The organism is Proteus sp. NMG38-2 (assembly GCF_020640995.1).
In the GTDB taxonomy this organism is placed as follows: Bacteria; Pseudomonadota; Gammaproteobacteria; order Enterobacterales; family Enterobacteriaceae; genus Proteus.
Genome location: NZ_CP085481.1, coordinates 466,315 through 489,126 on the forward strand (window position 1 = coordinate 466,315; position 22,812 = coordinate 489,126).

Below are 22,812 nucleotides of genomic sequence, written 5' to 3' on the forward strand. Positions count from 1 at the left end.
ATAAATGGATCAGAAATGAAAAATAAATTATTAAAAATAACCGCTATTGCGATGGCATTAAGCGTGGGCGTTGCACAAGCAGCTGAATATAAAGCAAGTACAGCAGAAGGCCCAATTAAAATAGTTAACCTAAAAGCGATGGAAGCACAAGTTCAGGCGAATATGGAAAAAGGGGCTTTCGGCTATATTCGAGGTGGTGCTGAAGACGAAAATAATTTACGTTCAAATACAACGGCATTTGATAAAAAATATATTATGCCTCGTTCATTACAAGGTATCGAATTTTCTGACTTAGATTTAAAAACAGAATTTTTGGGTATTAAATTAGATACGCCTATTATTCAGGCACCGATGGCAGCTCAAGGGCTTGCACATCAACAAGGCGAAGTCGCCACAGCAAAAGGTATGGCAAAAGCAGGCTCTATTTTTTCATTAAGTACTTACGGTAATAAAACTATTAAAGAAGTGGCAGATGCTCAACCGGGTTATCCTTTCTTTTTCCAGTTGTATATGAGTAAAAATGATGCCTTTAACGAGTATATTTTATCTCAAGCAAAACAGTATGGCGCTAAAGGTATCATTATGACTATCGACTCATCAGTGGGTGGTTATCGTGAAGATGACGTGAAAAATAATTTCCAATTTCCATTAGGTTTTGCCAACTTAGAAGCGTTTGCAAAAATCAGTGATGACAAATCGAAAACAGGTAAAGGTGCGGGTATTAGCGAAATTTATGCTCAAGCTAAACAAGCCTTCACACCAGCAGATATTCAGTATGTGAAAAAAATGTCTGGTTTACCTGTGATTGTAAAAGGTATCGAATCACCTGAAGATGCAGATACTGCAATTAAAGCGGGTGCAGATGCGATTTGGGTTTCTAACCACGGTGGACGTCAATTAGACAGCGCACCAGCCACTATTGATGTATTACCAGCGATTGCAAAAGTGGTAAATAAACGTGTTCCTATCGTTTTTGATAGTGGTGTACGTCGTGGCTCACATGTCTTTAAAGCATTAGCCAGTGGTGCAGATGTTGTCGCTGTTGGTCGTCCAATTCTTTATGGATTAAATTTAGGGGGCGCTGAAGGTGTAAATTCAGTTATCCAACATTTAAATAAAGAATTAAAAATTAATATGATGTTAGGTGGGGCGAAAACAGTAAAAGATATTCAAGCCACTCCACTTTATACCGATGCCAGTTTTAATCAATAATTAAATGTAATTTGGATAATTAAAAGCCGCACTTAAGTTAAATATTAAGTGCGGTTTAATTTTCTATTTAAAATTATAACTTAAGATAATATAACAGTATTTTTAATAAATTTAATAACTTTTATTTTTTTTGACTTTTATATAAAGGAGAATTAGTTTTACAGGATTATTTTATAATCAAGGAAAGTTATTAATGGATAATGTAGGACAAGATTTTGGCCTTATAGAACGTGATGAAATAAAAAATAAACATTACCCAATTGTGGATACTATAAAAGTAAATATTGCTCCTTCTGGTACTTTATATACAGATATTAACAATCAAACAAGTAAGTCTTCATTTGGGCATGTCTGGGTGGAATTTAGGGGCGAATCAATAGGTTGGGGTCTTGGTGACACTAAAATGGAAGGCGGCGCTGATAATCTAACGTTTCATGATTCTAAAGGATATGACTCTAATAAAGTGACAAGTATGACGTTTCCATTATATTCACCAGAAATATCTGACCGTATTAGCAATGCTATTGAGCAAATGAAAAATGGAAGTTATCAGCATTTCCCGAGTAGCTATAATTTACTAACTAATAATTGCATTGATTTTGTAAACCATTTATTGGCTTTAACGGAAAATGGTGAGAATAATCCTGACTATATATTGCAGCTAATGGGAGATACACCAAATAAAATTATTGAAAAAATAGAAGAGTATATTCTGGAGCAGCAAGAAGCTGAAACTCCATTAGTTATTGCATTAACAGAGAGTGGGATTTTTACATTACCTGATGATGATAGTATTCATTTTGATCATAATAATGATGAAGTAAAAGAATCGACAGGATGGATAGATAATAATAGTGCATTCCTTGTATTTGATAAAAATAAAAATGGTGTTATAGATAATGGGAATGAAATGTTTGGTAATAATACTTCTAATATATCAGAGGGCTATGCAAAACACGGGTTTGAAGCACTATCTCAATATGATAGCAATCAAGATAATAGAATTGATAAGAGCGATATAATCTGGTCTTCTTTAAATCTATGGATAGATAAAAATATTGATGGAAAAACAGATGCTGATGAATTGATTAAGATTGAGTGCTCAGGCATAGAATCAATAAATTTAAATTATAAGAAAAATGGCGTTATAGATGAAAATGGAAATCAATTTTTATTAACAAGCGATGTTGTATGGAATGATGGCCATCATACTGAAATTTCAGATATTGTATTTAATACCCATTTTTCTTCCCAACAAAATAATACTTTACCTAATAATGGTGACTTATGGCTATAAAAAATAGATGGAGCCAAATCATTTTTTTTAGTATGGCAATTATGTTAAGTGGAAAAATAATGGCTAATATTCTTGTACCAGATAAAGTTTATTTACATGATCCCGATTTTTTATCATCATTTAGTCTTGATATGCCAAATACAGCAGATGAATTTTATGATTTGATAAAACTTGCAGATAATGGAAATAGCGATGCTAATTGGATGGTTGCTACAATCTATGATCAAAGTAATAACGGCTTGGAGGCTGAAAAATATTATCAACGTTCTATTGATAGAAAAGATAATTATTTAGGCCAATCTGCTGTAAATCTAGGCTATATATATGATAAAGCTAATAATATTGAAAAGGCTATGACCCTTTTCCAATTTGCTGGTGATGCAGGATATAGCAATGGATACAAAGCATTGGCAACTGAATATTTTTTAGGTCATTCAATTCCATTAGATTTTGCTAAAGCGAAAGTTTTTTATAAAAAAGCGGCTGATTTAGGTTGTATAGAGTGTCAAGATTATATTAAAAATTGGGATGATACAGTTAAGTTGAGATTAAAAGATTTGGAATAAAATAGAATTCAATTTAATTAAATAATAAAACCCACGCTCAATATTGAACGTGGGTTTTTTCTATCAATTTATTTTTTCTATCAACTTAAAAGAATATTGTTAGTTTAAAAAAATTATTCTTGGGTTGATGGTGTATCACCAAAACAGAGGTTATTTTGATTATTAATGCCACCATCAGGTGATGAATAACCCAAGCAACCTAACATTGAATCAAAAATATTATGGTGATAGAACGTGCGCTGTGTATCTTGATTACGTTTTAGGTTATCAAATAACTGTTTATTTTGAGGTTCTGCTAAATAGCTATCTGACATCCACACTAAGAAAGGAACTCTAAATTGTTCCGGTGGAGCAATTTCTTTTGGTGTGCCGTGTAAGCCACCTTTTTCTGAAATAGATTCACCGTGATCGGAGGTATAAAACACAATGGCTTTTTTATCGCGTAATGTGTTGAGTATACCATCAATAAAATAGTCGGTATAAAGAATAGAGTTATCATAAGCATTCACTAACTGCTCTTTAGTACACTCATCATCCACATTTAAACATTCAGGTTGATATTTTTTGAATGATTCAGGGTAACGCTGTGAGTACATAAAATGAGAGCCTTTAGTATGTAAAATCACTAAATGATTTCCCTTTGGATGCTGAGAAACCGCATTTGCTGTTTCAGCAATTAATAAGGTGTCATCAAGCTCTTTACCAAAATTGCTATTTTTTGCTGTCATCATCTCTTTCATGGCGTAGTTATTTAAATCAAGCTTATTGTAAAACCACAATTCACTTTGCATTGAAAAGAGTTCTGATGTCATACCTAGTTGTTTTAGAACTGAGAAAATATTGTTCTCTTTTAATGTCCGTTGGTCGTTACTTTCTGTTCCGTTTTCTCGTACAAACATACATTTTAAAGAGAGCTTTGTTGCGGTATCACAAGAAATACCTTTAAAGGCAACAAGGTTTTTTTCTTGGCTTAATAGAGGATTCGTTTGGCGTTCATACCCTAACAATCCCATATGATCCCATCTTGCTGTTTCACCGATAATAAAGACAACATACACATCTTCATTAGCCTTTGATGGTTGGTATGTGAAGTGTTCGGCAGGATCAAAAATACTTTGGCTATTAAACGTATCGTCATACTGCGTTATTGCATATTGAAATAATGGAATAATCCAATTTGTTGGTAAATATGCATAACTTAAGCCGCCACTATAACTTGGTAAATCCAAATTATTTTTTATTTCATAGGCTTTTTGTCTTGAATCGAGTGTTTTCAAATAGGCAAAAACAGCCAGTGCGATCACAAGCATTTTGGCCGTATTTTTTATCCAGATTTTTTTCTTTTGTTGAGTCGTGAGATTTTTCTCTGGTTTTTTACATAGCCAAATAAGCGCCAATGGCAAAATAGATAAGCCAATAATCCAAATAATTACATTTGGGCTAACCAGCTCTTTAGATAAATCGGTATCGGTGGTGAGTGTTGAAATGATAATACCGTATCCAATGACGACGTCATAAAAAGAAATATAGTAACTAGCGCAAACACTCACGACGAGAATAAAAGAGGCAATTATTTTAAAAAAGAGAGTGCCGAAGAAAGAGAGTAATCGTAATAAGAAGAAGGTGAAGGCAATATTAACGGCAATTTCACCTAGAATATATAATGCATCAATGAGGGGGTTGTTTGTATTCTGTGTGCCGTATCGGCCAATGTAAACGGAAAGATTAAGAAAAAAACCAAGGTAGACTGCTAAAAAAAGGGCAATATTTTCTTTCGAAAACCTTAAAAACTTTAATTTTTGCATGTTCAATTATTATCAAAATGTATGGTGTAGAGGTCTTTATGACCGCGATGTTGTTTTCAGGTTCAGTATTATGTGCTTTTTTTTATTGAAGTTTAAAAATTTTTTATTTGAATAACATTAATATCAAAATTATTAATTTTAAATAGTTTTAGTAGATAGAAATATTGGTAGAGATATTAGGAGATTGTCATCATTATATACGGTAAGACCTTGATAAAGGCAGATAAGAAGGCGTATTTGCTCAATTGTTATTTCTTATCAAATGAAAGATGTTCTTTCGCTATAAGTTCTTATGTATAACGTATATTGATGGAAACGAAAGTCGACATAAATATCGTCATTAGTGTCGATCACCCCCTGTTATTTTATTATTCATTATTTGCTTATTAGTTTATCAAATTTATTTTTCTTTATTTTTCATTGTATTACAAAAAGCTAAAAAAGCGTGCTTATTTGGCACACTCTCTGCATAGATAAAGGAGAGAATCAGGTAATAACCTGAAAGTTGATGAACACAGGAGCAATGTTGATGAAAAAAGTCATCACGGTCTGTCCGTATTGCGCCTCAGGATGCAAAATCTACCTGAAGGTGGAAAACGGTAAAATCATTGGCGCTGAAGGAGCCAATGGTTTAACAAACCAAGGTGAGCTGTGTCTGAAAGGGTATTATGGATGGGATTTTATCCATGATACTAAGATACTGACTCCACGTCTTAAAACACCTATGATCCGTCGTGAAAGAGGCGGAAAATTAGAATCGGTTTCTTGGGAAGAAGCGATTGAGTTTGCCAGTAGCAAACTGCTTGCTATCAAAGAGAAATACGGTGCTAAATCTATTATGACAACCGGTTCATCACGAGGTCCGGGTAACGAAGCTAACTTCGTGATGCAGAAATTTGCTCGTGCGGTTATCGGAAATAATAATATAGACTGCTGTGCTCGTGTCTGACACGGCCCTTCGGTTGCAGGTCTGCAGCGTTCGGTCGGTAATGGTGCTATGAGCAACTCAATCGTCGAGATTGAGGATACCAAATGTCTATTTGTCTTCGGTTATAACGCCGCAGACTCGCATCCTATTGTTGCTCGCCGTATTGTTAAGGCGAAAGAAAAGGGTGCCAAAATTATTGTATGTGACCCTCGTTACATCGAAACAGCACGTTTAGCCGATTTACACTTAGGCTTAAAAAATGGTTCTAACATTGCGCTATTAAATGCGATTGCACATGTGATTATTGAAGAAGGATTGCATGATAAATCCTTTATTGAAAATCACACTGAGCAATTTGAAGAATATTGCAAATTAGTTGAAAGCTATACACCTGAATCAGTTGAAGAAACGACAGGTTTGAGTGCTCAAATCATTCGTGAAGCTGCGCGTATGTACGCAAAAGCAGAAACAGCAACAATTCTTTGGGGAATGGGGGTAACTCAATTCTACCAAGGTGTTGAAACGGTCCGTTCACTGACTAGTTTGGCATTATTAACTGGTAATTTAGGTAAAAAATATGTCGGAGTTGGCCCTGTTCGCGGTCAAAATAACGTACAAGGCGCGTGTGATATGGGGGCATTACCTAACACACTACCGGGTTATCAATACGTTACCGATGAAAAAGCACGTGAGAAATTTGCTAAGTTCTGGGGCATTGAATCAATGCCTGATGAAGTGGGCTATGCGTTGAGTGAAGTTCCTCACAATATCGATCACGGCTTATTAAAAGCTCACTATGTAATGGGTGAAGATCCACTGCAAACTGAGCCTGATTTGGCAACCATCCGTAGAACCTTTGAAAAACTGGATCTTCTGATAGTCCAAGATATCTTTATGACCAAAACGGCAGCGATTGCTGACGTTATTTTCCCTGCAACATCATGGGGTGAGCATGAAGGTGTTTATACTGCGGCAGACCGTGGTTTCCAACGTTTCTATAAAGCGGTTGAACCTGTTGGTGATGTGAAAACAGACTGGCAAATTATCAGTCTGATGGCAACAGCAATGGGCTATCCAATGCATTACAACAATACCAAAGAAATTTGGGATGAGTTGCGTGAGTTATGCCCAATTTATTATGGTGCGACTTACGAAAAAATGGCGGACTTGGCTTATATTCAATGGCCTTGCCCAACAGAAGATAGCCCAGGTACACAATATCTGTACGATGGTGGTAACTTTGATACCCCTAATGGTAAAGCCCAATTCTTTACTTGTGAGTGGGCGCCACCAATTGACAAACTGTCTGATGAATTCCCAATGGTACTGGCAACAGTCCGTGAAGTTGGGCACTACTCTTGCCGTTCAATGACGGGTAACTGTAAAGCATTGGCGGCATTAGCTGATGAGCCAGGTTATGTTCAGTTAAACACTGAAGATGCCAAACAACTAGGAATTAAAGATCAAGAGCTAGTTTGGATACGCTCTCGTCAAGGTAAAGTAATTACGCGTGCTGCAGTCAGTGATAGACCGAATAAAGGCGCGGTATATATGACTTACCAATGGTGGATTGGTGCTTGTAACGAACTGGTTGCGGAAAACTTAAGCCCAATTACTAAAACACCTGAGTATAAATATTGTGCAGTATGTGTTGAGCCAATCAAGGAGCAGGCTCAGGCAGAACACTATGTGAAAACGGAATATAGCAATATTAAACGTCGTTTAAGAGAAGCCGCCGAGGGCTAATTTTATCTGATTAATATTGTTTTTCTGCCTTAAGACCGAGTTTATTGACCTTGTGTCAGTAAGCTCGGTTTTTTTATGATTTTTTATTGTCATCAGATCTTTTTTCTACAGCTTATCGTTAAAAAACCCTTTTTATCTGTCTGAATATTCACCATGCGTTGGCTCACAATAAAAAAAGTAACATGTTACTTTTAACGTAATCCGTTTCTAAATCAAGTGGATAAATTGCTTTTTATTTAAGGCCAGCGCAGGATGCTGTCATGGAAATGAGTGTAAGAAAACAACAACGAGATACCGTATGAAAAAACTCATTAATGCCCTACAAGCGTTTGGTAAATCCTTATATGGACCCGTCTTGATATTACCTATTGTTGGTTTATATATCGCTTTAGGTAACGTCTTTGGCAATGGCAATCTTGCGGAATATATTCCGTTTCTAAATCACCCGGTTATTCAAAGTATTGGACAATTACTCGCAAAATCATCTGTTGCTATTTTAGTCAATTTAGCGCTGATTTTTGCTGTGGGTATTCCTGTTGGCTTAGCAAAAAAAGATAAAGGCTATGCAGGATTAATTGGCTTAGTGGTGTTTGTTATTTTTACAAATGCTATGAATATTACGCTAACACTGCAAGGGAAGTTGGTTAGCACAGAAGAGATGCGAGCTGCAGGTCAAGGCATGGTATTAGGTGTTCAAGTCCTTGAGATGGGGGTATTTGCCGGTATTTTAACAGGTGCAATATCTGGGTGGCTTTATAACCGTTATTCAGGTCGTCAATTTAACGGCATTATGGCTATCTACTCTGGCCACTGCTTTGTCGCCATTATTGCTATTCCATTCACCATTGCACTCGCTGTTTTAATGTGTGAAATCTGGCCTTTTGCTCAGGCAGGTATTACTAAAATGGCACTTGTTATTCATGACTCTGGTGCTTTTGGTGCGCTGATTTATGGATTCTTAGAACGTATTCTTATCCCAACGGGATTACACCATTTAGTTTATACCCCATTCTTGTATACCGAACTAGGCGGTGTTGCTGATGTTTGTGGCACAACTTACCAAGGTGCAAGAAATATCTATTTTGCTGAAATGGCGTGCCCTGAAGTAAAACAACTCAGCAGCACTGTGATTTGGGATGCTCGTGGTATCGCTAAAATGTTCGGTTTAACAGCAGCGGCTGCTGCCATGATCTCTGTGGCCAAAAAAGAGAAAAAGCAGATGGCAAAGGCGATTTTAATTCCTGCGGCTGCAACTTCTTTCTTGTTAGGGGTGACAGAGCCTCTTGAGTTTTCCTTCCTCTTTGTTGCTCCTGTTTTGTTTTTGGTTCACGCCGTATTAACGGGTATTGGCATGATGTTGTTCTACCTATTAGGTGTTCATGCGATTGGTGCAAATGGTGTCATTGACTTCATTTTATATAACTTGCCGTTAGGCACTGAAAAATCAAATTGGCCTATGTATATCGTGGTGGGTTTGATTATGTCAGTTCTCTATTTCGTTATCTTTAGAACCTTGATTTTAAAACTCAATCTTAAAACCCCTGGTCGTGAAGATGATGATGAAGAGACGCGTTTATACAGCAAAGAAGACTATAAGAAAAAAACAGAAACAGTCACTAATCCTGAAGGAATAACTGAAAGTATTAATGAGTTAGGTGAAGAGATTATTGAAGGGCTAGGTGGGCGTGACAATATTGAAGTGGTTGATAATTGTTATACCCGCTTACGAGTCATTGTTAAAAATGTCGATGTAATTCATGAAGATATCTTGAAGAAAACCGGTGCTAAAGGCGTTGTGCGCCACGGTAATAATGTTCAAGTGGTTTATGGATTACATGTGAAAAAAATGCGTGAAGCGGTCGAAGCCGCACTTTAATAGGAGAAAGTAAGATGACGAAATCACCTTTTATCTTAAGTATTGCAGGCGGCGGAAGCACCTATACACCAGGAATTGTAAAAAGCTTAATGGTACGTTTAGAGGATTTTCCACTGAGTGAAATTCGTTTATACGACATTGATAAAGAGCGCCAAGATACGATTGCACCCGTGGTTGAAAAAGTGATCCGTGATCATAGCGATACCATTAAATTTACGGTGACGACAGATCCGGAAACTGCATTTGATGGTGCTCACTTTGTATTTGCCCAAATGCGTGTGGGTCAATACAAAATGCGTGAACAGGATGAAAAAATCCCATTACGTCATGGTGTTGTTGGGCAAGAAACCTGTGGGCCTGGAGGACTTGCTTACGGTTTACGTACTATTTTACCAATGGTTGAGCTAATTGATTTAGTTGAACAATATGCCTCTCCTAAAGCATGGATTGTAAACTATTCCAATCCAGCTGCGATTGTTGCTGAAGGTGTGCGTCGTCTACGCCCTAATGCTCGAGTATTGAATATCTGTGATATGCCTGTTGCGGCAATGCGTAATATGGCCGCTGTATTAAAAGTGGATCGTCATGATTTAGATGTGGATTATTTTGGCTTAAATCATTTTGGTTGGTTTACTTCTGTGCGTGTAAAAGGTGAAGAAAAACTGCCTGAATTACGTGAACATATCGCTAAATATGGTCTTTTAACAGAAGATGCAGCTCAAACTGATCCACAACATTCTGATCCATCATGGGTGAAAACGTGGCGTCATATTCAGCCATTAATGGAAGCATTCCCTGAATATATTCCAAACCCATATTTACAGTACTACTTGATGCCAAATTATATTGTGGAACATCAAGATCCTGACTACACTCGTGCAAACGAAGTGATGGATGGTCGTGAAAAACGCCTGTTTGAAGCTGCTCGAGAATATAAAGAGACGGGAATTTTACCCGATGCATTCCATGTTGGTGTTCATGGTGCCTTTATTGTTGATGTTGCTTGCTCTTTAGCTTTTGATTTACGTCAGCGCCACTTGGTGATTGTTGAAAATAAAGGCGCAATTTCTGATTTACCTTATGATGCGATGGTTGAAGTACCGGCTTATATCACATCTCACGGCCCTGAACCTATTCGTGTCGGCGATATTCCTCGTTTCCACCGTACTTTGTTAGAGCAACAACTGGCTTCAGAACAATTATTGGTGGAGGCAACCCTTGAAGGTAGCTACGAAAAAGCACTTGAGGCATTTACACTAAATAAAACGGTGCCAAGTGTGATCCACGCGAAGAAGATCCTTGATGATATGATCGAAGCAAATCGAGAATATTGGCCTGAATTACGTAAAGCTTATGTAAATGGTAAGCGTGTTTGATCTGAACACTTGCTGTTAACGAGTAATTGAATAAAAATGCTGTTCTATCACCAGAACAGCATTTTCCTTTTATGTTGGTAAGGACGATGTATCAATTAAGGTAACCGGTATGTCGGCACGATTATCATCTTTACTCTCAAGAGCAACAGAATTAACACGCGCAGAATATCGTATTCTCTCTTATTTAATTGATAACCCAACACAAGTTGGAAAACTTACGATCAGAGCGCTAGCACAAGCCAATTTTGTTTCGACAACGACCATTATGCGACTTTGCCAGAAATTAGGTTTTTCTGGTTATAGTGAGTTAGTTTATTACTGCAAACAATTGTTATCCACGGCTGAAAAATCCCATCAATTGAAAAGTGATGAAAACGAGGTAACAGAGCCTCTTTTTGATCAGTTTTTGGCGAATTATTTAAAAACCTTCACGTTAATTTCAGATGAGAAAAGACACGCTTTTGTTGATTTAATTAACAGCAAGAATTCATTTTTTATTTATGGGGCAGGGTTTTCTCATATATTCTCAGAATATATCAGTAAGCGATTACAGCTGATTGGTAAGGATGCATTTCTCTCAGGATTGAGTGACAGTAAGAATATCTTTATTAATAATGCTTCACGCTATACTGTTTTTATTGCGATATCTCGTAGTGGAGAGACTGAACAAGTGGTTGAAAAGGCGAGAATAGCAAAAAGTATTGGTATGAAGATTGTTGCATTTACTCGCGCAAGTGCCAATCCGTTGGCTGAACTTGCTGATATTCATTTCCCCATTTATGACGATGCAGTGAATTATCATTGTGACACTATCGAAAGCTCGTCCTTTGAATCAAACCTTGTCTTAATTATTGATTTGTTACTTAGCCGAGCTCAACGATTTTAATTTATGTAATAACGATTTATGACTAAGCAACTGACTGATTTAAATAAAGAGTTAAGGGTAAATCAGGGTGTGCATTCATTGAGTCGAATTTATGTGATGGGTGAGTATCAACGGTGGGATAACGAGATAATAAAACCATAAAGTCTTGGTAAGCTTGATTTTTATTATCATGAGTAAAAATAGGTGTACCACTATGATTTAATTCATTATCTGCAATTAATAGAACATCAAGATATTGTGCATTATTGTGTTCATAAAGCACATTTTCAGGGTTAATTTCTTGCCAAGGTGTTCCTATAGCTTCTTGTGGTGAATGGACACGTAAAGCACCAGTATTATCCTTCACATTATGCTTATTCATCATAACAATCATAGTGTGGTCAACTCCATCCTTATGCACTCCTTCAATTGAAAGCTCGCTTAAAGAGTCTGGTTGAGCAATTAATCTTAAATGAAAAACAGTTGATATTGATTTTGGCGATTGTTGATCTGTTAAGTGACGAGGAGTAAATGTATTTCCTTGAATTAATAGCATTTTTAATTTTAACAAGGCTTGATAGGCTGTATTGCTCTGCCAGCGATCATCAAGTGCTCTAAAATGTCTTTGCGCACCACTGTCTTCACGAATAAATCCATCTTCTTCAGTGAGAACAAAAGGTTGATACTCTAATCTGGAGATAGTTTCTATGTCATTATCAAAAAGGTAGCGTCCTGTTCGAGAGTGACGAAACGAAAGAGTAGGATCTTGTGCTAAATAATCGCCGTATTCTATTAGTGTATTGATATCTTTTTCTTCAGCACCTAATTGCTTTATTAAGTTAATAACAACATTTTGGGGAATAAAAACATATTTGTTATTTTTGTATTCCTTTTTTATTTCATTAATTTTATTTATAAGCAGGCTATTCATATATAATATGCTCCATTGATGGTTTATATTATTAATAATTAATTAGAGAAATAATTGATAAAATGTAATCAACTAAATTATAGATAGAGATTAATAAGTTTCAAATTAATAAAAAAAGAGTGTAATTAATTACACTCTTCTTAAATAATTGAAGAAGAAATTACTTTGGAATTAAAGTATTTCCGGAATTGAAATACCAAGGCGTTGCATCCGTGATAATAACGTTGTTCGTTTTAATCCTAGTTTTAAAGCAGCACCTCTGGCTCCAGCAACAACACCATTGGTTTCTCTTAACGCTTGAATGATCCTTTCTCGCTCCTCATCATCACTTTCTGGCGCATTAGTTTGCATGCGCTTTTCAATGGATGAAGGTTGAGTCAGTACCTGTTTTAAACGAGAGGGCTTATTAATGTGAAGCTCTTTTAACTGAAGGTTTAATGTTGAACCACGGGTTAAAATAACCGCACGCTCAATAATATTTTCAAGCTCACGGACATTACCTGGCCATGGATAAAGAGTTAATTGTTCCAATGCATTTGCCGGAATACAATCTATTTTTCTATCCATTCTACGTGCAATTTTTTGTGTAAAATGTTTAACCAAAAGTGGAATATCTTCTGGTCGTTCTCTTAACGGCGGAATAATAATAGGAAAAACATTCAGACGATAATATAGATCTTCTCTAAATTCACCTTCATCAGTTAATTCATGAAGATCTTTATTGGTCGCCGCAATCAGCCTAACATCAACAGGAATAACTTTATTACCACCCAGTCTTTCTATTTCTCGCTCTTGAAGAACACGAAGTAGTTTGGGTTGTAATTCAATGGGCATATCACCAATTTCATCAAGAAATAGAGTGCTTTTATCCGCCATTTCAAATCGACCAATATGCGTATTGGTTGCACCCGTAAATGCCCCTTTGTCATGACCAAAAAGATCGCTTTCTAATAGGCCAGAAGGCACAGCAGCACAGTTCATCTTTATCATCGACTTACCTTTCCGCTGACTAAGGCGATGAATAGCTCGTGCAATTAATTCTTTACCTGTGCCTGTTTCACCTAAAATAAGTACAGTGCTATCACTTTGTGCCACTAATTCAATTTGTTCGAGCACATTATGCATGGCATCGCTTTGGTAAATAATCTCACTAAAGCATCCGTTTTTATCTATTTGCTCATTAAGCCAAATATTCTCATTCTTTAAACTGTCTTTTAGATGCGTTATTTCTTCATATGCAGCTGCGTTTTCAATAGCGATACCAATACGAGCTGCAATCTGTTGTAGCAATTGACAGGTATCGTCGGTAAAAACACTACCGACTTCATGTGCTAAAATTAATAAACCAAGTGGCTTATGATTAAAAGCTAGTGGCAATAACAAAGCCGTCTGCATATTTTGCTTAACTAGACGCTTAATCAAAACATCTTCTTGATCTTCATTATTAATATCAATTAAGACAGGTTTGTTTTGATTAATAATTTCTTCTGCTTTGTTATTCGCGCTACTAAACTTACGTTGTTGGCGAATGACTGATTTTCCAGTCTGATAACGGCTAGAATAAAGAATACCTTCATGACTATTTTGTGATGAAGTACGGCATAACATTAGACTAATATGATTCAGTCCAAAAAAACGATGTATTTCTTTAGAGACTTCAGAAATAAGACCATCCATGTCTAGATGAGCTAATACAGAGTTTGTGATATCAACCAATATGCGATATTGGTTACGCTCATTACGAAGGCTCTCCATAGTTTCAGCATTGTTACTGCTTAATTTCATGACACCACCGATTGCCCTAAAAAATTAGCTATATTGTAGTAGGTTTATAATAAATTTATATCAATGACTGAATCATTTTTGATCCAACCCGCTATTTTTGTATCTGTAATGAAACTTAAAAATATAAACTTATCAAATAGCTATATAATAAATTATATAGCGTTTTAATTTATCGTCAAAAATGTCGAATAATTTGACGAAGTGACTTATTTATTAATTAATAATCATTTTTATTTAAAGATTATTTAATTGAAAAATAAGGAATAGTTATATCAAAAATATATTGGCATGAACCGTGCTAGATTCATTCTATTGATACTCTAATTATTACTCTTAATTAGAATAACGCGTTGCATTTATCGCCATATATAACGGCTATATATAACAAAAAGCAGGAGAATATGATGAACCGTTTCATCATTGCAGACCCTAAAAAATGTATTGGTTGCCATACTTGTGAGGTAGCTTGTGTGGTTTCACATCAGCAAGCCGATCAAGATAACTTAGCCATTGAGCAAATTAGTGAGCAAAATTTTCAACCGCGAATTCATGTGGTTAAAGGATTTTCAATTAGTACAGCAGTTGTCTGTCACCAATGTGAAGATGCCCCTTGTGCAAATGTGTGCCCGAATGGTGCCATTATTCATAATAAAGATTATTACTATGTTGATCAGGATAAATGTATCGGCTGTAAAACCTGTGTGTTGGCTTGCCCTTATGGCACTATGGAGGTGGTTTCACGCCCAGTCATGCGCAAATTAACTGCGCTTAATACTATTGATGCATTTAAGGCCGAAGCTAATAAATGTGATTTATGCCATCACCGAGAAGCAGGGCCTGCATGTATTGAAGTTTGCCCAACGCATGCTTTAGTGTGTATCGATAGAGACGCACTCGAAGATATGGTGAAAGAGCGTCGTCGTAAAGCAGCTTTTGAAACCGGTGCTGAATTGTTGTTTTAAGATCAATAATAAAGCAACTATGTGCTGATACTATAGTTGCTATTATTTATCCTGCTTCAATAAGGTATCGACATGCATGAAATCACACTTTGCCAAAGTGCATTTGAGATAATAGATTCTCAGGCAAAATTAAATAATGCAAAAAAAGTAAAAAGTGTATGGATGGAAATTGGCGCATTATCTTGTGTTGAAGTGAGTGCGCTTGAGTTTTGTTTTGATATTGTTTGTAGAGACACTATTGCACAAGGCTGTGAATTACATATAGAAGTTATTCCTGCAAAAGCGTGGTGCTGGGATTGTCATCAAGTCGTGACGGTTTCAACGTTTAACGCGGGATGTCCTTCTTGTGGTAGCCAAAATATGCGTGTTGAAAATGATGATGCAATGCGAATAAAGCAAATAGAGATCGAATAGGGGTTGTTATGTGTCTTGGTATTCCAGGTCAGGTTGTTGAAGTAGGAAAAACAATCACTGAAAATGCAATGGTCGATGTTTGTGGTGTAAAACGTGAAGTGAATATTGCACTAGTCTGTGAGGGAGAGCCTCATACGATGATTGGAAAGTGGGTATTAGTACATGTGGGTTTTGCCATGAGTATCGTCAATGAAGAAGAAGCAAAAGAGACGCTGGATGCCTTGATGGCAATGGGAGAAGTGGAGGACGATGTCACTGCTTTTCTTTATGGCGAAGAGGGCGCACCTAAAAAAAATTGAGTTAATTTTATGCTATTGCATGATTAATTTCTTTTTCTTATACTTAAACTTCATCTTTTAAAAGCTGGGACGACCCAGCTTTTTGTCTTTGTATTCAGGGGACGACCCCAATTTATCGATAGGGGACGTTATGTCTTGGATTATTCTTTTTGTTGCGGGTTTGTTGGAAATCGTTTGGGCTGTTGGCCTTAAATATACACACGGTTTTACACGCTTAACGCCAAGTATTATCACTATTAGCGCCATGGTTGTAAGCATGGGAATGTTGTCTTACGCCATGAAAGGTTTGCCTGCGGGTACTGCTTATGCAATTTGGACGGGTATTGGTGCAGTGGGTACCGCAATCTTTGGTATTTTGGTCTTTGGTGAGTCCGCGAATATCTATCGCTTACTGAGTTTAGCCATGATTATTTTTGGTATTATTGGGCTGAAATTAGCGAGTTAAATCGTGAATATCCGGTATAAAAAAGCCACTCAATTCAAAAGTTGAGTGGCTTTTTATCTTACGTATTAATCAATTACAGAGTAAATACACCAATAATGGCGAGAACACTGATAATAGCAGCACCACCATAAAATACCCATTTGCTTGCAGGTACATGCACTTTAAAATCATGCAAAGTATGGTGAATACGGTGTAATGCACACCAAACTGGCAGAATGATCATTAACAGTAAGAACAGACGGCCAATAATGCTTTGGCTAAATGCCATAATACGTTCATAAGTAAATGCTTCTGGCGCAATACCCATAGGGATTAGGATACCGAGCAGGATGATGATTGCTGGAGAAACAATCGCACTCCACATACCACCGGCACCAAATAATCCCCAGAAAATAGGTTCATCAGAGCGCTTAGGAAGTTGATTCTGATTCATTATTTCCTCCTGGGTTACATTAACGCCACTGCCAGAATAGCGGCAGTAACAACGATAGTGACAGCCCAAAAACCACGAACAATGGGTTCTTGAGGCATTTTTTCATCTTTAACAACGATAACCACAGCTTTTGGTGCAAGTTTAAACCAAGTTGCAGTGTGGAATACTGTCGCAATAAGAGTCACAATGTTAATCAGCATTACAATCGGGTTACTCAGGAATCCAACGAAACCTGCCCAACTTTCTGGTCCATTTTTCAGTGCGAATACACCAAACAGTACAACCAGACTGAACCAAAGTTGTGGAAGGCAAGTACCTTCACGGGTGATATAGAAACGATAGAAACCGAGTTTCGTCCACCAGTTTGGTTGCATACCACGAACATAAGGCTTACGTTTTGTTGTCATGTCTTGTTTCCTCCTTAACGTGGTTTCAGCATCGCAATGACAAAGTCTTGCGCACTGGCTGCTTTACCTTGCTGAATAGCGGCAGCAGGATCCACATGTTTTGGACAGACTTCAGAACAGTAGCCAACAAAGGTACAAGACCAGACACCGTTCTCACCATTTAACTGAGGCATACGCTCTTTTACCCCATGGTCGCGACTATCTGTGTTGTAACGTTGAGCTAACGTAATCGCTGCTGGGCCAATAAACTCTGGGTTTAAACCAAACTGAGGACATGCTGCATAGCAAAGACCGCAGTTGATACAACCAGAGAATTGGTGGTATTTTGCCATTTGAGCAGGAGTCTGTTTATTCGGACCTTCTGAAGGCTTACGATCATTACCGATGATATAAGGTTTAATCGCTTCTAAGCTTTCGATAAAGTGAGTCATATCGACAACAAGGTCACGTTCAACAGGGAAGTTACCCAGAGCTTCAATTCTTACACCGTTTGGATATTCACGAACAAACGTTTTACAAGCCAATTTAGGCACTTTGTTAACCATCATGCCGCAAGAGCCACAAATCGCCATACGGCAAGACCAACGGTAAGAAAGATCAGGCGCTAAATTGTCTTTAATATAACCCAATGCATCCAGTAATGAGGTTTGCTCATCATAAGGAACATCATAAGTGACGAAATGAGGTGCTTCGTCCGTTTCTGGGTTATAGCGCATGACTTCCATTTTAATGTGCTTCATGTCATCAGCCATTCGCTTTCTCCTTATTCTGCTTGTCTTGTGCAGTCGCTTCACCACCATAGACACGTTTAGCAGGAGCAGACTTAGTGATCTTCACATCGCTATATTCTAAACGAGGAGCACCTTCTGGGTTATAGAACGCCAGAGTATGTTTCAGGAAGTTCACGTCATCACGCTCAGTACAACCTTCGTCAAGACGTTGGTGTGCACCACGAGATTCTTTACGATTGATTGCAGAATGAGCCATACATTCAGCGACATCTAAACCAAAGCCAAGCTCAATTTTATACAGTAAATCGGTATTAAAGACGCTACTGGTGTCTTTAATTTCAACACGTTTGAAACGTTCTTTTAATTCAGCCAATTTATCAACGGTTTTTTGCATTAATTCAGGTGTACGATAGATACCGCAACCTTCTTCCATTGATTCACCCATTTCATCGCGAATTTGTGACCAGCTTTCAGAACCTTTTTGATTCATCAGTTTTTTCAGGTCATCTTCGATATCACGAGTACGTGCATCCAGTGCAGATGCGTTAGCTGGTGCAGCTTCTTGAGTACAACGAACCGCTTCTTCACCTGCAAGACGACCGAATACAACCAGTTCTGCTAGTGAGTTAGAACCTAAACGGTTAGCGCCGTGTAAGCCAACAGATGAACATTCACCTACTGCAAACAGACCTTTAATACGAGTTTCTGTTTGTTGGTTGGTTTCGATACCACCCATAGTGTAGTGAGCAGTAGGACGAACAGGGATTGGTTCATTAACTGGGTCAACACCCACATACGCTTTTGCCAGTTCACAAATAAATGGCAGACGCTCATGAAGTTTTTTCGCACCCAGATGACGTAAATCAAGATAAACAACGTCACCACGGTGAGTTTTGATGGTACGGCCTGCACGCCATTCATGCCAGAAGGCTTGAGAAACTTTATCGCGAGGGCCTAATTCCATGTATTTATTTTCTGGTTTTCCTAATGGAGTTTCTGGTCCTAGACCGTAATCTTGCAGATAACGATAGCCATCTTTATTGACCAGAATACCACCTTCACCACGACAACCTTCGGTCATCAGGATCCCTGAACCTGGTAGGCCAGTTGGGTGATATTGAACAAATTCCATATCACGCAGTGGAACGCCATGACGTAAAGCGATGCCCATACCATCACCAGTAACAATACCGCCATTGGTATTGAAACGATAAACACGTCCAGCACCACCCGTTGCCATAATGACAGCGTTAGCACGAATTTGAACTTTCGTACCTTCCATCATATTAATCGCAACAAGACCACGAGCGTGACCTTCATCAACAAGGATATCGAGAACGAAGTGTTCGTCGAAACGTTGAATTTGTGGATATTTTAAGGATGTTTGGAACAGAGTATGTAGCATATGGAAGCCGGTTTTATCGGCTGCGAACCAGGTCCGTTCGATCTTCATCCCACCAAAACGTCGGACGTTGACTGACCCGTCTTCTTTACGGCTCCAAGGACATCCCCAGAGTTCTAGTTGAGTCATCTCTGTTGGACAATGCTCAACGAAGTAATCTACGACATCCTGTTCACACAACCAGTCACCGCCTGAAACGGTATCATTGAAGTGGAAATCATAGGAGTCGTGAGCCTGAGTCACTGCTGCTGATCCGCCTTCTGCTGCCACGGTGTGGCTACGCATTGGGTAAACTTTTGAGATCAGAGCAATTTTCAGTTGAGGATTCGCTTCCGCGGCAGCTATTGCTGCTCGTAAGCCTGCGCCCCCGGCTCCGATTATCGCTATATCGGCATTAAAGGTTTGCACTGCGCTTCTCCATTGTTCAAGTGAAAATTGGAATAATTGTCTAGAATTCAATTCACTGACATTATTAATTTGTAATGCTATTTTTTTAAGCTATCCGTAACGAAATTGTTTCACTGCCTTGTGACTGCGCTTGATAACATCTTTATTATCATTGACTGTAATTTTAGTATAACGAAATGTGGGGCACCGAAATTTGATATGAATGATGGTTTTCCCGTATTTCGCAAAAAAAGTGTGATCCAAGCCAAGAATTCTGGGTTTTGATAATAAGAGCCCAGATAAACTTGAGGGTAAAATAGAATATATTTTTTTAAATTGAAAATTATAAATAGTAATGAATAATCTGTTTTTAAAGTATAGATAACTTTAATTGAAAATGACAAGGTTTTTTTGTTATTTATTGATTTTAAAGAGTAAAAGTTTTTACTTTTCCTTTGGCTAATTTAAATTAATAAAAAATCATTCTGAAAATTAAAATAAATTTTTTACTATTTATCTAAAACAAATCGGTTTGTCTTGTTAATTGTTAATAAAATATTAATAATATTTCTAAAGGTTTTTAATACTCGTCAAAATACGCAAATTTAAATAGAAAGTTAACGTTGAAGTTAAAATGAGATTGGCTATTCAAATATAAGCATTGTGTTAGTTTATTGTTATTCGTAATTGAGAAAAAGAATTATTACAATTTACTTTTATTATAAAATAATAGTTAACGAGTTGTCTTTGGTACATTAGATTGATGTTTATTTCGACGATAAAAAGTGCCTTAAAGTAGATGTTTTGTAGAATTATATTTATTTGTCTTATGTGTTTTTACTTAAAAAACCATAAAGATAATGAATAAACATAAAATGAAACGCCTCTTTATTAGGGAGAAATTTGTCTGTTGAGGAGGATGCGAGTAAACTGCACGCTTTGTTTTCTGTTGGAGTTTTTCGTTCATGAGTGATATCGCGGATTGGCAGCCAAGCGCCTCAATCGCCAACTTACTGAAAAAGGCGAAAATAGTCAGTAATATTAGGCGTTTTTTCGCTGATCGTGGTGTGTTAGAAGTTGAAACACCTATGATGAGTCAGGCTACCGTTACCGATGTTCATCTTTTCCCATTTGAAACCCAATTTGTCGGGCCAGGTGCTTCACAAGGGCTAAAGCTTTATTTGATGACAAGCCCCGAATATCACATGAAGCGTCTATTAGCGGCAAACAGTGGGCCTATTTATCAAATGGGGCGTTGCTTCCGTAATGAGGAAGCCGGTAGATATCATAATCCGGAATTTACGATGCTAGAATGGTATCGCCCTTGTTTTGATATGTACCGGTTGATGAATGAAGTCGATGATTTATTGCAAGAAGTGTTAGATTGTGAAGCATCAGAATCACTCTCCTATCAACAAGCATTCTTGCGCTATCTTGATATCGATCCTTTATCAGTTGATAAAGAAAAATTACGTGAAGTGGCTGCAAAACTAGATTTATCAAATATTGCCGAGACTGAAGAAGATAAAGATACACTGCTTCAATTGCTATTTGTCTCTGGGGTTGAGCCACATATCGGTTTAGAAAAACCAACCTTTATCTATCATTTTCCTGCGTCACAAGCGTCATTAGCTGAAATTAGCTCAGAAGATCACCGTGTTGCAGAACGTTTTGAAGTCTATTTTAAAGGTGTGGAGTTAGCGAATGGATTCCGTGAGCTAACGGATGCGCAAGAACAACGTCATCGCTTTGAACGTGATAATCGTCAGCGAGTGGCAATGGGATTACCTGAGCAACCTATTGATGAGCGTTTTTTAGCTGCCCTTGAAGCGGGATTACCAGAGTGTTCTGGTGTTGCTTTAGGTGTCGATCGTCTCATTATGTTGGCTCTTGGTGTCGAGCGTCTTAGTGATGTGATTGCATTTCCTGTTTACAGGGCATAAACGTGATATTGATAGCGTAATAAAAGAGAGCTTAGGCTCTCTTTTATTTTTTTGATTTTCGGCTTTGTCTTCGCTTTTCTTCTGCTTCAAGCGCTTTTTCTTGAAACTTCGCAAATTTATTTCCGGTTACGTCTTTCATATAGCGATAATTAATAAACCAATACGTAATACATGAAAATAAAATAACCCACCAGATTAAGAGTAGTTTTAAGGCAGAGTTAACACCGAGTATTAAATTAAAACTAATCAAGACCATTAAGCTGACAAATACCGAGCTAAATAACCCACCTGCAATTTGTGGCATATATCTTTTTAAAGGAGTGATACTTATTAATGGCAAAATGATTGCCATTGAAAATAATGTACCAAAAGTGGCAAGCATAATAATCATGATGGGATCACCAAGACCCAATATCCAATCGGTAATACCAAAAAATGAAAAAGGAATTTCTATCATAAATCTGTCTCCCTACTAGGATAGAAAAGAGGGATATCTTTAAAATTAAAAATCAATTTAAACAATACATTAGGGAAAATATGTATTTCAGTATTATAGAGTGTGACGGATTGATTAAAGAACTCACGTCTATCTGCAATACACTCTTCTAATTCTTTAGCTTGTGCTTGTAATACATGTAAATTTTTTCCGCTGATAAGTTCAGGGTATTTTTCAGCAATGATGAGTGATTTTTTTATTTGAGGTAATAACTGATTTGCTAAATCAACTTTTTGGTCTAATACATCAGTGCGTAAATAGTGATCTCTATTTTCAGCTAATTTTTCAAATAAGATTTTCTCATGATCCATCGATTTTTGTGTAATTACTACCAACATGGGGATCAAGTCAGCTTGTTTTTTTAATAAAACATCAATATTTGCAAAGGCTTTATAGCAATTGTTCTTTAGCATTACCATGTTGTTATAAATCATCACTAATTGGCGTATTAAAAAATAAACCAAAGCGAGAATAAAAATGATGAAAATAAGCCATTCCATATTAAT

General features: G+C 37.2%; 21 protein-coding genes. 12 read left to right on the forward strand and 9 right to left on the reverse strand.

Annotation, left to right across the window (positions count from 1 at the left end):
- Positions 1-15: 15 nt before the first annotated feature.
- The 3 genes from LG402_RS02305 to LG402_RS02315 all read left to right on the forward strand — a co-directional run bounded on the left by LG402_RS02305 (position 16) and on the right by LG402_RS02315 (position 3,075).
- Positions 16-1,212, forward strand: a complete 1,197-nt coding sequence (locus LG402_RS02305; protein ID WP_227336362.1) for a lactate oxidase — start codon at positions 16-18, stop codon at positions 1,210-1,212.
- Between the two features lie 193 nt (positions 1,213-1,405).
- On the forward strand, positions 1,406-2,509 hold the full coding sequence (locus LG402_RS02310) for a hypothetical protein (protein WP_227336363.1): 1,104 nt from the start codon (positions 1,406-1,408) through the stop codon (positions 2,507-2,509).
- Complete coding sequence (locus LG402_RS02315; protein ID WP_109409200.1) at positions 2,500-3,075, forward strand: tetratricopeptide repeat protein; 576 nt, start codon at positions 2,500-2,502, stop codon at positions 3,073-3,075. The genes LG402_RS02310 and LG402_RS02315 overlap by 10 nt, the downstream gene beginning before the upstream one ends.
- A gap of 113 nt (positions 3,076-3,188) precedes the next feature.
- Here the strand turns inward: LG402_RS02315 and eptB are convergent, their stop codons facing one another.
- On the reverse strand, positions 3,189-4,880 hold the full coding sequence (gene eptB / locus LG402_RS02320; protein WP_227336364.1) for a kdo(2)-lipid A phosphoethanolamine 7''-transferase: 1,692 nt from the start codon (positions 4,878-4,880) through the stop codon (positions 3,189-3,191).
- A gap of 529 nt (positions 4,881-5,409) precedes the next feature.
- Here eptB and fdhF point away from each other — a divergent pair.
- The 4 genes from fdhF to LG402_RS02340 all read left to right on the forward strand — a co-directional run bounded on the left by fdhF (position 5,410) and on the right by LG402_RS02340 (position 11,692).
- Positions 5,410-7,554, forward strand: a complete 2,145-nt coding sequence (gene fdhF, locus LG402_RS02325) for a formate dehydrogenase subunit alpha (RefSeq protein WP_227336365.1) — start codon at positions 5,410-5,412, stop codon at positions 7,552-7,554.
- Between the two features lie 298 nt (positions 7,555-7,852).
- A complete protein-coding gene (locus LG402_RS02330; RefSeq protein ID WP_166539723.1) occupies positions 7,853-9,430 on the forward strand; it encodes a PTS transporter subunit EIIC in 1,578 nt (525 codons plus the stop codon).
- Positions 9,431-9,444: 14 nt separating this feature from the next.
- Entirely contained in the window at positions 9,445-10,806 is a 1,362-nt protein-coding gene (locus LG402_RS02335; RefSeq protein WP_166539724.1) for a 6-phospho-alpha-glucosidase, read from the forward strand.
- Between the two features lie 109 nt (positions 10,807-10,915).
- Positions 10,916-11,692, forward strand: a complete 777-nt coding sequence (locus LG402_RS02340; RefSeq protein ID WP_109409205.1) for a MurR/RpiR family transcriptional regulator — start codon at positions 10,916-10,918, stop codon at positions 11,690-11,692.
- Between the two features lie 22 nt (positions 11,693-11,714).
- Here LG402_RS02340 and LG402_RS02345 read toward each other — a convergent pair whose 3' ends face one another.
- Both LG402_RS02345 and LG402_RS02350 read right to left on the reverse strand, forming a co-directional pair.
- A complete protein-coding gene (locus LG402_RS02345) occupies positions 11,715-12,602 on the reverse strand; it encodes a 2OG-Fe dioxygenase family protein (protein ID WP_109409206.1) in 888 nt (295 codons plus the stop codon).
- Between the two features lie 171 nt (positions 12,603-12,773).
- The gene (locus LG402_RS02350) at positions 12,774-14,387 is read right to left on the reverse strand and encodes a sigma 54-interacting transcriptional regulator (protein WP_109409207.1); all 1,614 of its coding nucleotides are present in this window, start codon (positions 14,385-14,387) and stop codon (positions 12,774-12,776) included.
- Between the two features lie 404 nt (positions 14,388-14,791).
- Here LG402_RS02350 and hydN point away from each other — a divergent pair, with 404 nt between their 5' ends.
- The 4 genes from hydN (at position 14,792) to sugE (ending at position 16,507) form a co-directional block, all read left to right on the forward strand.
- Entirely contained in the window at positions 14,792-15,349 is a 558-nt protein-coding gene (gene hydN, locus LG402_RS02355; RefSeq protein ID WP_109409208.1) for an electron transport protein HydN, read from the forward strand.
- Positions 15,350-15,421: 72 nt separating this feature from the next.
- Positions 15,422-15,763: a hydrogenase maturation nickel metallochaperone HypA gene (gene hypA, locus LG402_RS02360; RefSeq protein WP_109409209.1), complete on the forward strand. Its 342-nt coding sequence runs from the start codon at positions 15,422-15,424 to the stop codon at positions 15,761-15,763.
- Between the two features lie 8 nt (positions 15,764-15,771).
- Complete coding sequence (gene hybG / locus LG402_RS02365) at positions 15,772-16,062, forward strand: hydrogenase maturation factor HybG (protein ID WP_227336366.1); 291 nt, start codon at positions 15,772-15,774, stop codon at positions 16,060-16,062.
- A 130-nt stretch (positions 16,063-16,192) separates the two neighbouring features.
- A complete protein-coding gene (gene sugE, locus LG402_RS02370) occupies positions 16,193-16,507 on the forward strand; it encodes a quaternary ammonium compound efflux SMR transporter SugE (protein ID WP_072069833.1) in 315 nt (104 codons plus the stop codon).
- A gap of 73 nt (positions 16,508-16,580) precedes the next feature.
- Here sugE and frdD read toward each other — a convergent pair whose 3' ends face one another.
- Genes frdD through frdA form a run of 4 tightly spaced genes read right to left on the reverse strand, consistent with a single transcriptional unit; the run spans position 16,581 to position 19,888 of the window.
- Entirely contained in the window at positions 16,581-16,940 is a 360-nt protein-coding gene (frdD, locus tag LG402_RS02375) for a fumarate reductase subunit FrdD (RefSeq protein ID WP_023583699.1), read from the reverse strand.
- 14 nt (positions 16,941-16,954) lie between these two features.
- Positions 16,955-17,347 (reverse strand): fumarate reductase subunit FrdC, encoded by a 393-nt coding sequence (gene frdC, locus LG402_RS02380; protein ID WP_036933153.1) that lies wholly within the window; start codon positions 17,345-17,347, stop codon positions 16,955-16,957.
- Between the two features lie 14 nt (positions 17,348-17,361).
- Positions 17,362-18,099 (reverse strand): succinate dehydrogenase/fumarate reductase iron-sulfur subunit, encoded by a 738-nt coding sequence (locus tag LG402_RS02385; protein ID WP_166539726.1) that lies wholly within the window; start codon positions 18,097-18,099, stop codon positions 17,362-17,364.
- Complete coding sequence (frdA, locus tag LG402_RS02390; RefSeq protein WP_227336367.1) at positions 18,092-19,888, reverse strand: fumarate reductase (quinol) flavoprotein subunit; 1,797 nt, start codon at positions 19,886-19,888, stop codon at positions 18,092-18,094. The genes LG402_RS02385 and frdA overlap by 8 nt, the downstream gene beginning before the upstream one ends.
- A gap of 944 nt (positions 19,889-20,832) precedes the next feature.
- Here frdA and epmA point away from each other — a divergent pair.
- Positions 20,833-21,810, forward strand: a complete 978-nt coding sequence (gene epmA, locus LG402_RS02395) for an elongation factor P--(R)-beta-lysine ligase (protein ID WP_109409212.1) — start codon at positions 20,833-20,835, stop codon at positions 21,808-21,810.
- A gap of 43 nt (positions 21,811-21,853) precedes the next feature.
- Here epmA and LG402_RS02400 read toward each other — a convergent pair whose 3' ends face one another.
- Both LG402_RS02400 and LG402_RS02405 read right to left on the reverse strand, forming a co-directional pair.
- Entirely contained in the window at positions 21,854-22,267 is a 414-nt protein-coding gene (locus LG402_RS02400) for a hypothetical protein (RefSeq protein ID WP_166539728.1), read from the reverse strand.
- The gene (locus LG402_RS02405) at positions 22,264-22,806 is read right to left on the reverse strand and encodes a LemA family protein (RefSeq protein WP_166539729.1); all 543 of its coding nucleotides are present in this window, start codon (positions 22,804-22,806) and stop codon (positions 22,264-22,266) included. Before LG402_RS02405 ends, LG402_RS02400 begins: the two co-directional genes overlap by 4 nt.
- Positions 22,807-22,812 lie beyond the last annotated feature (6 nt).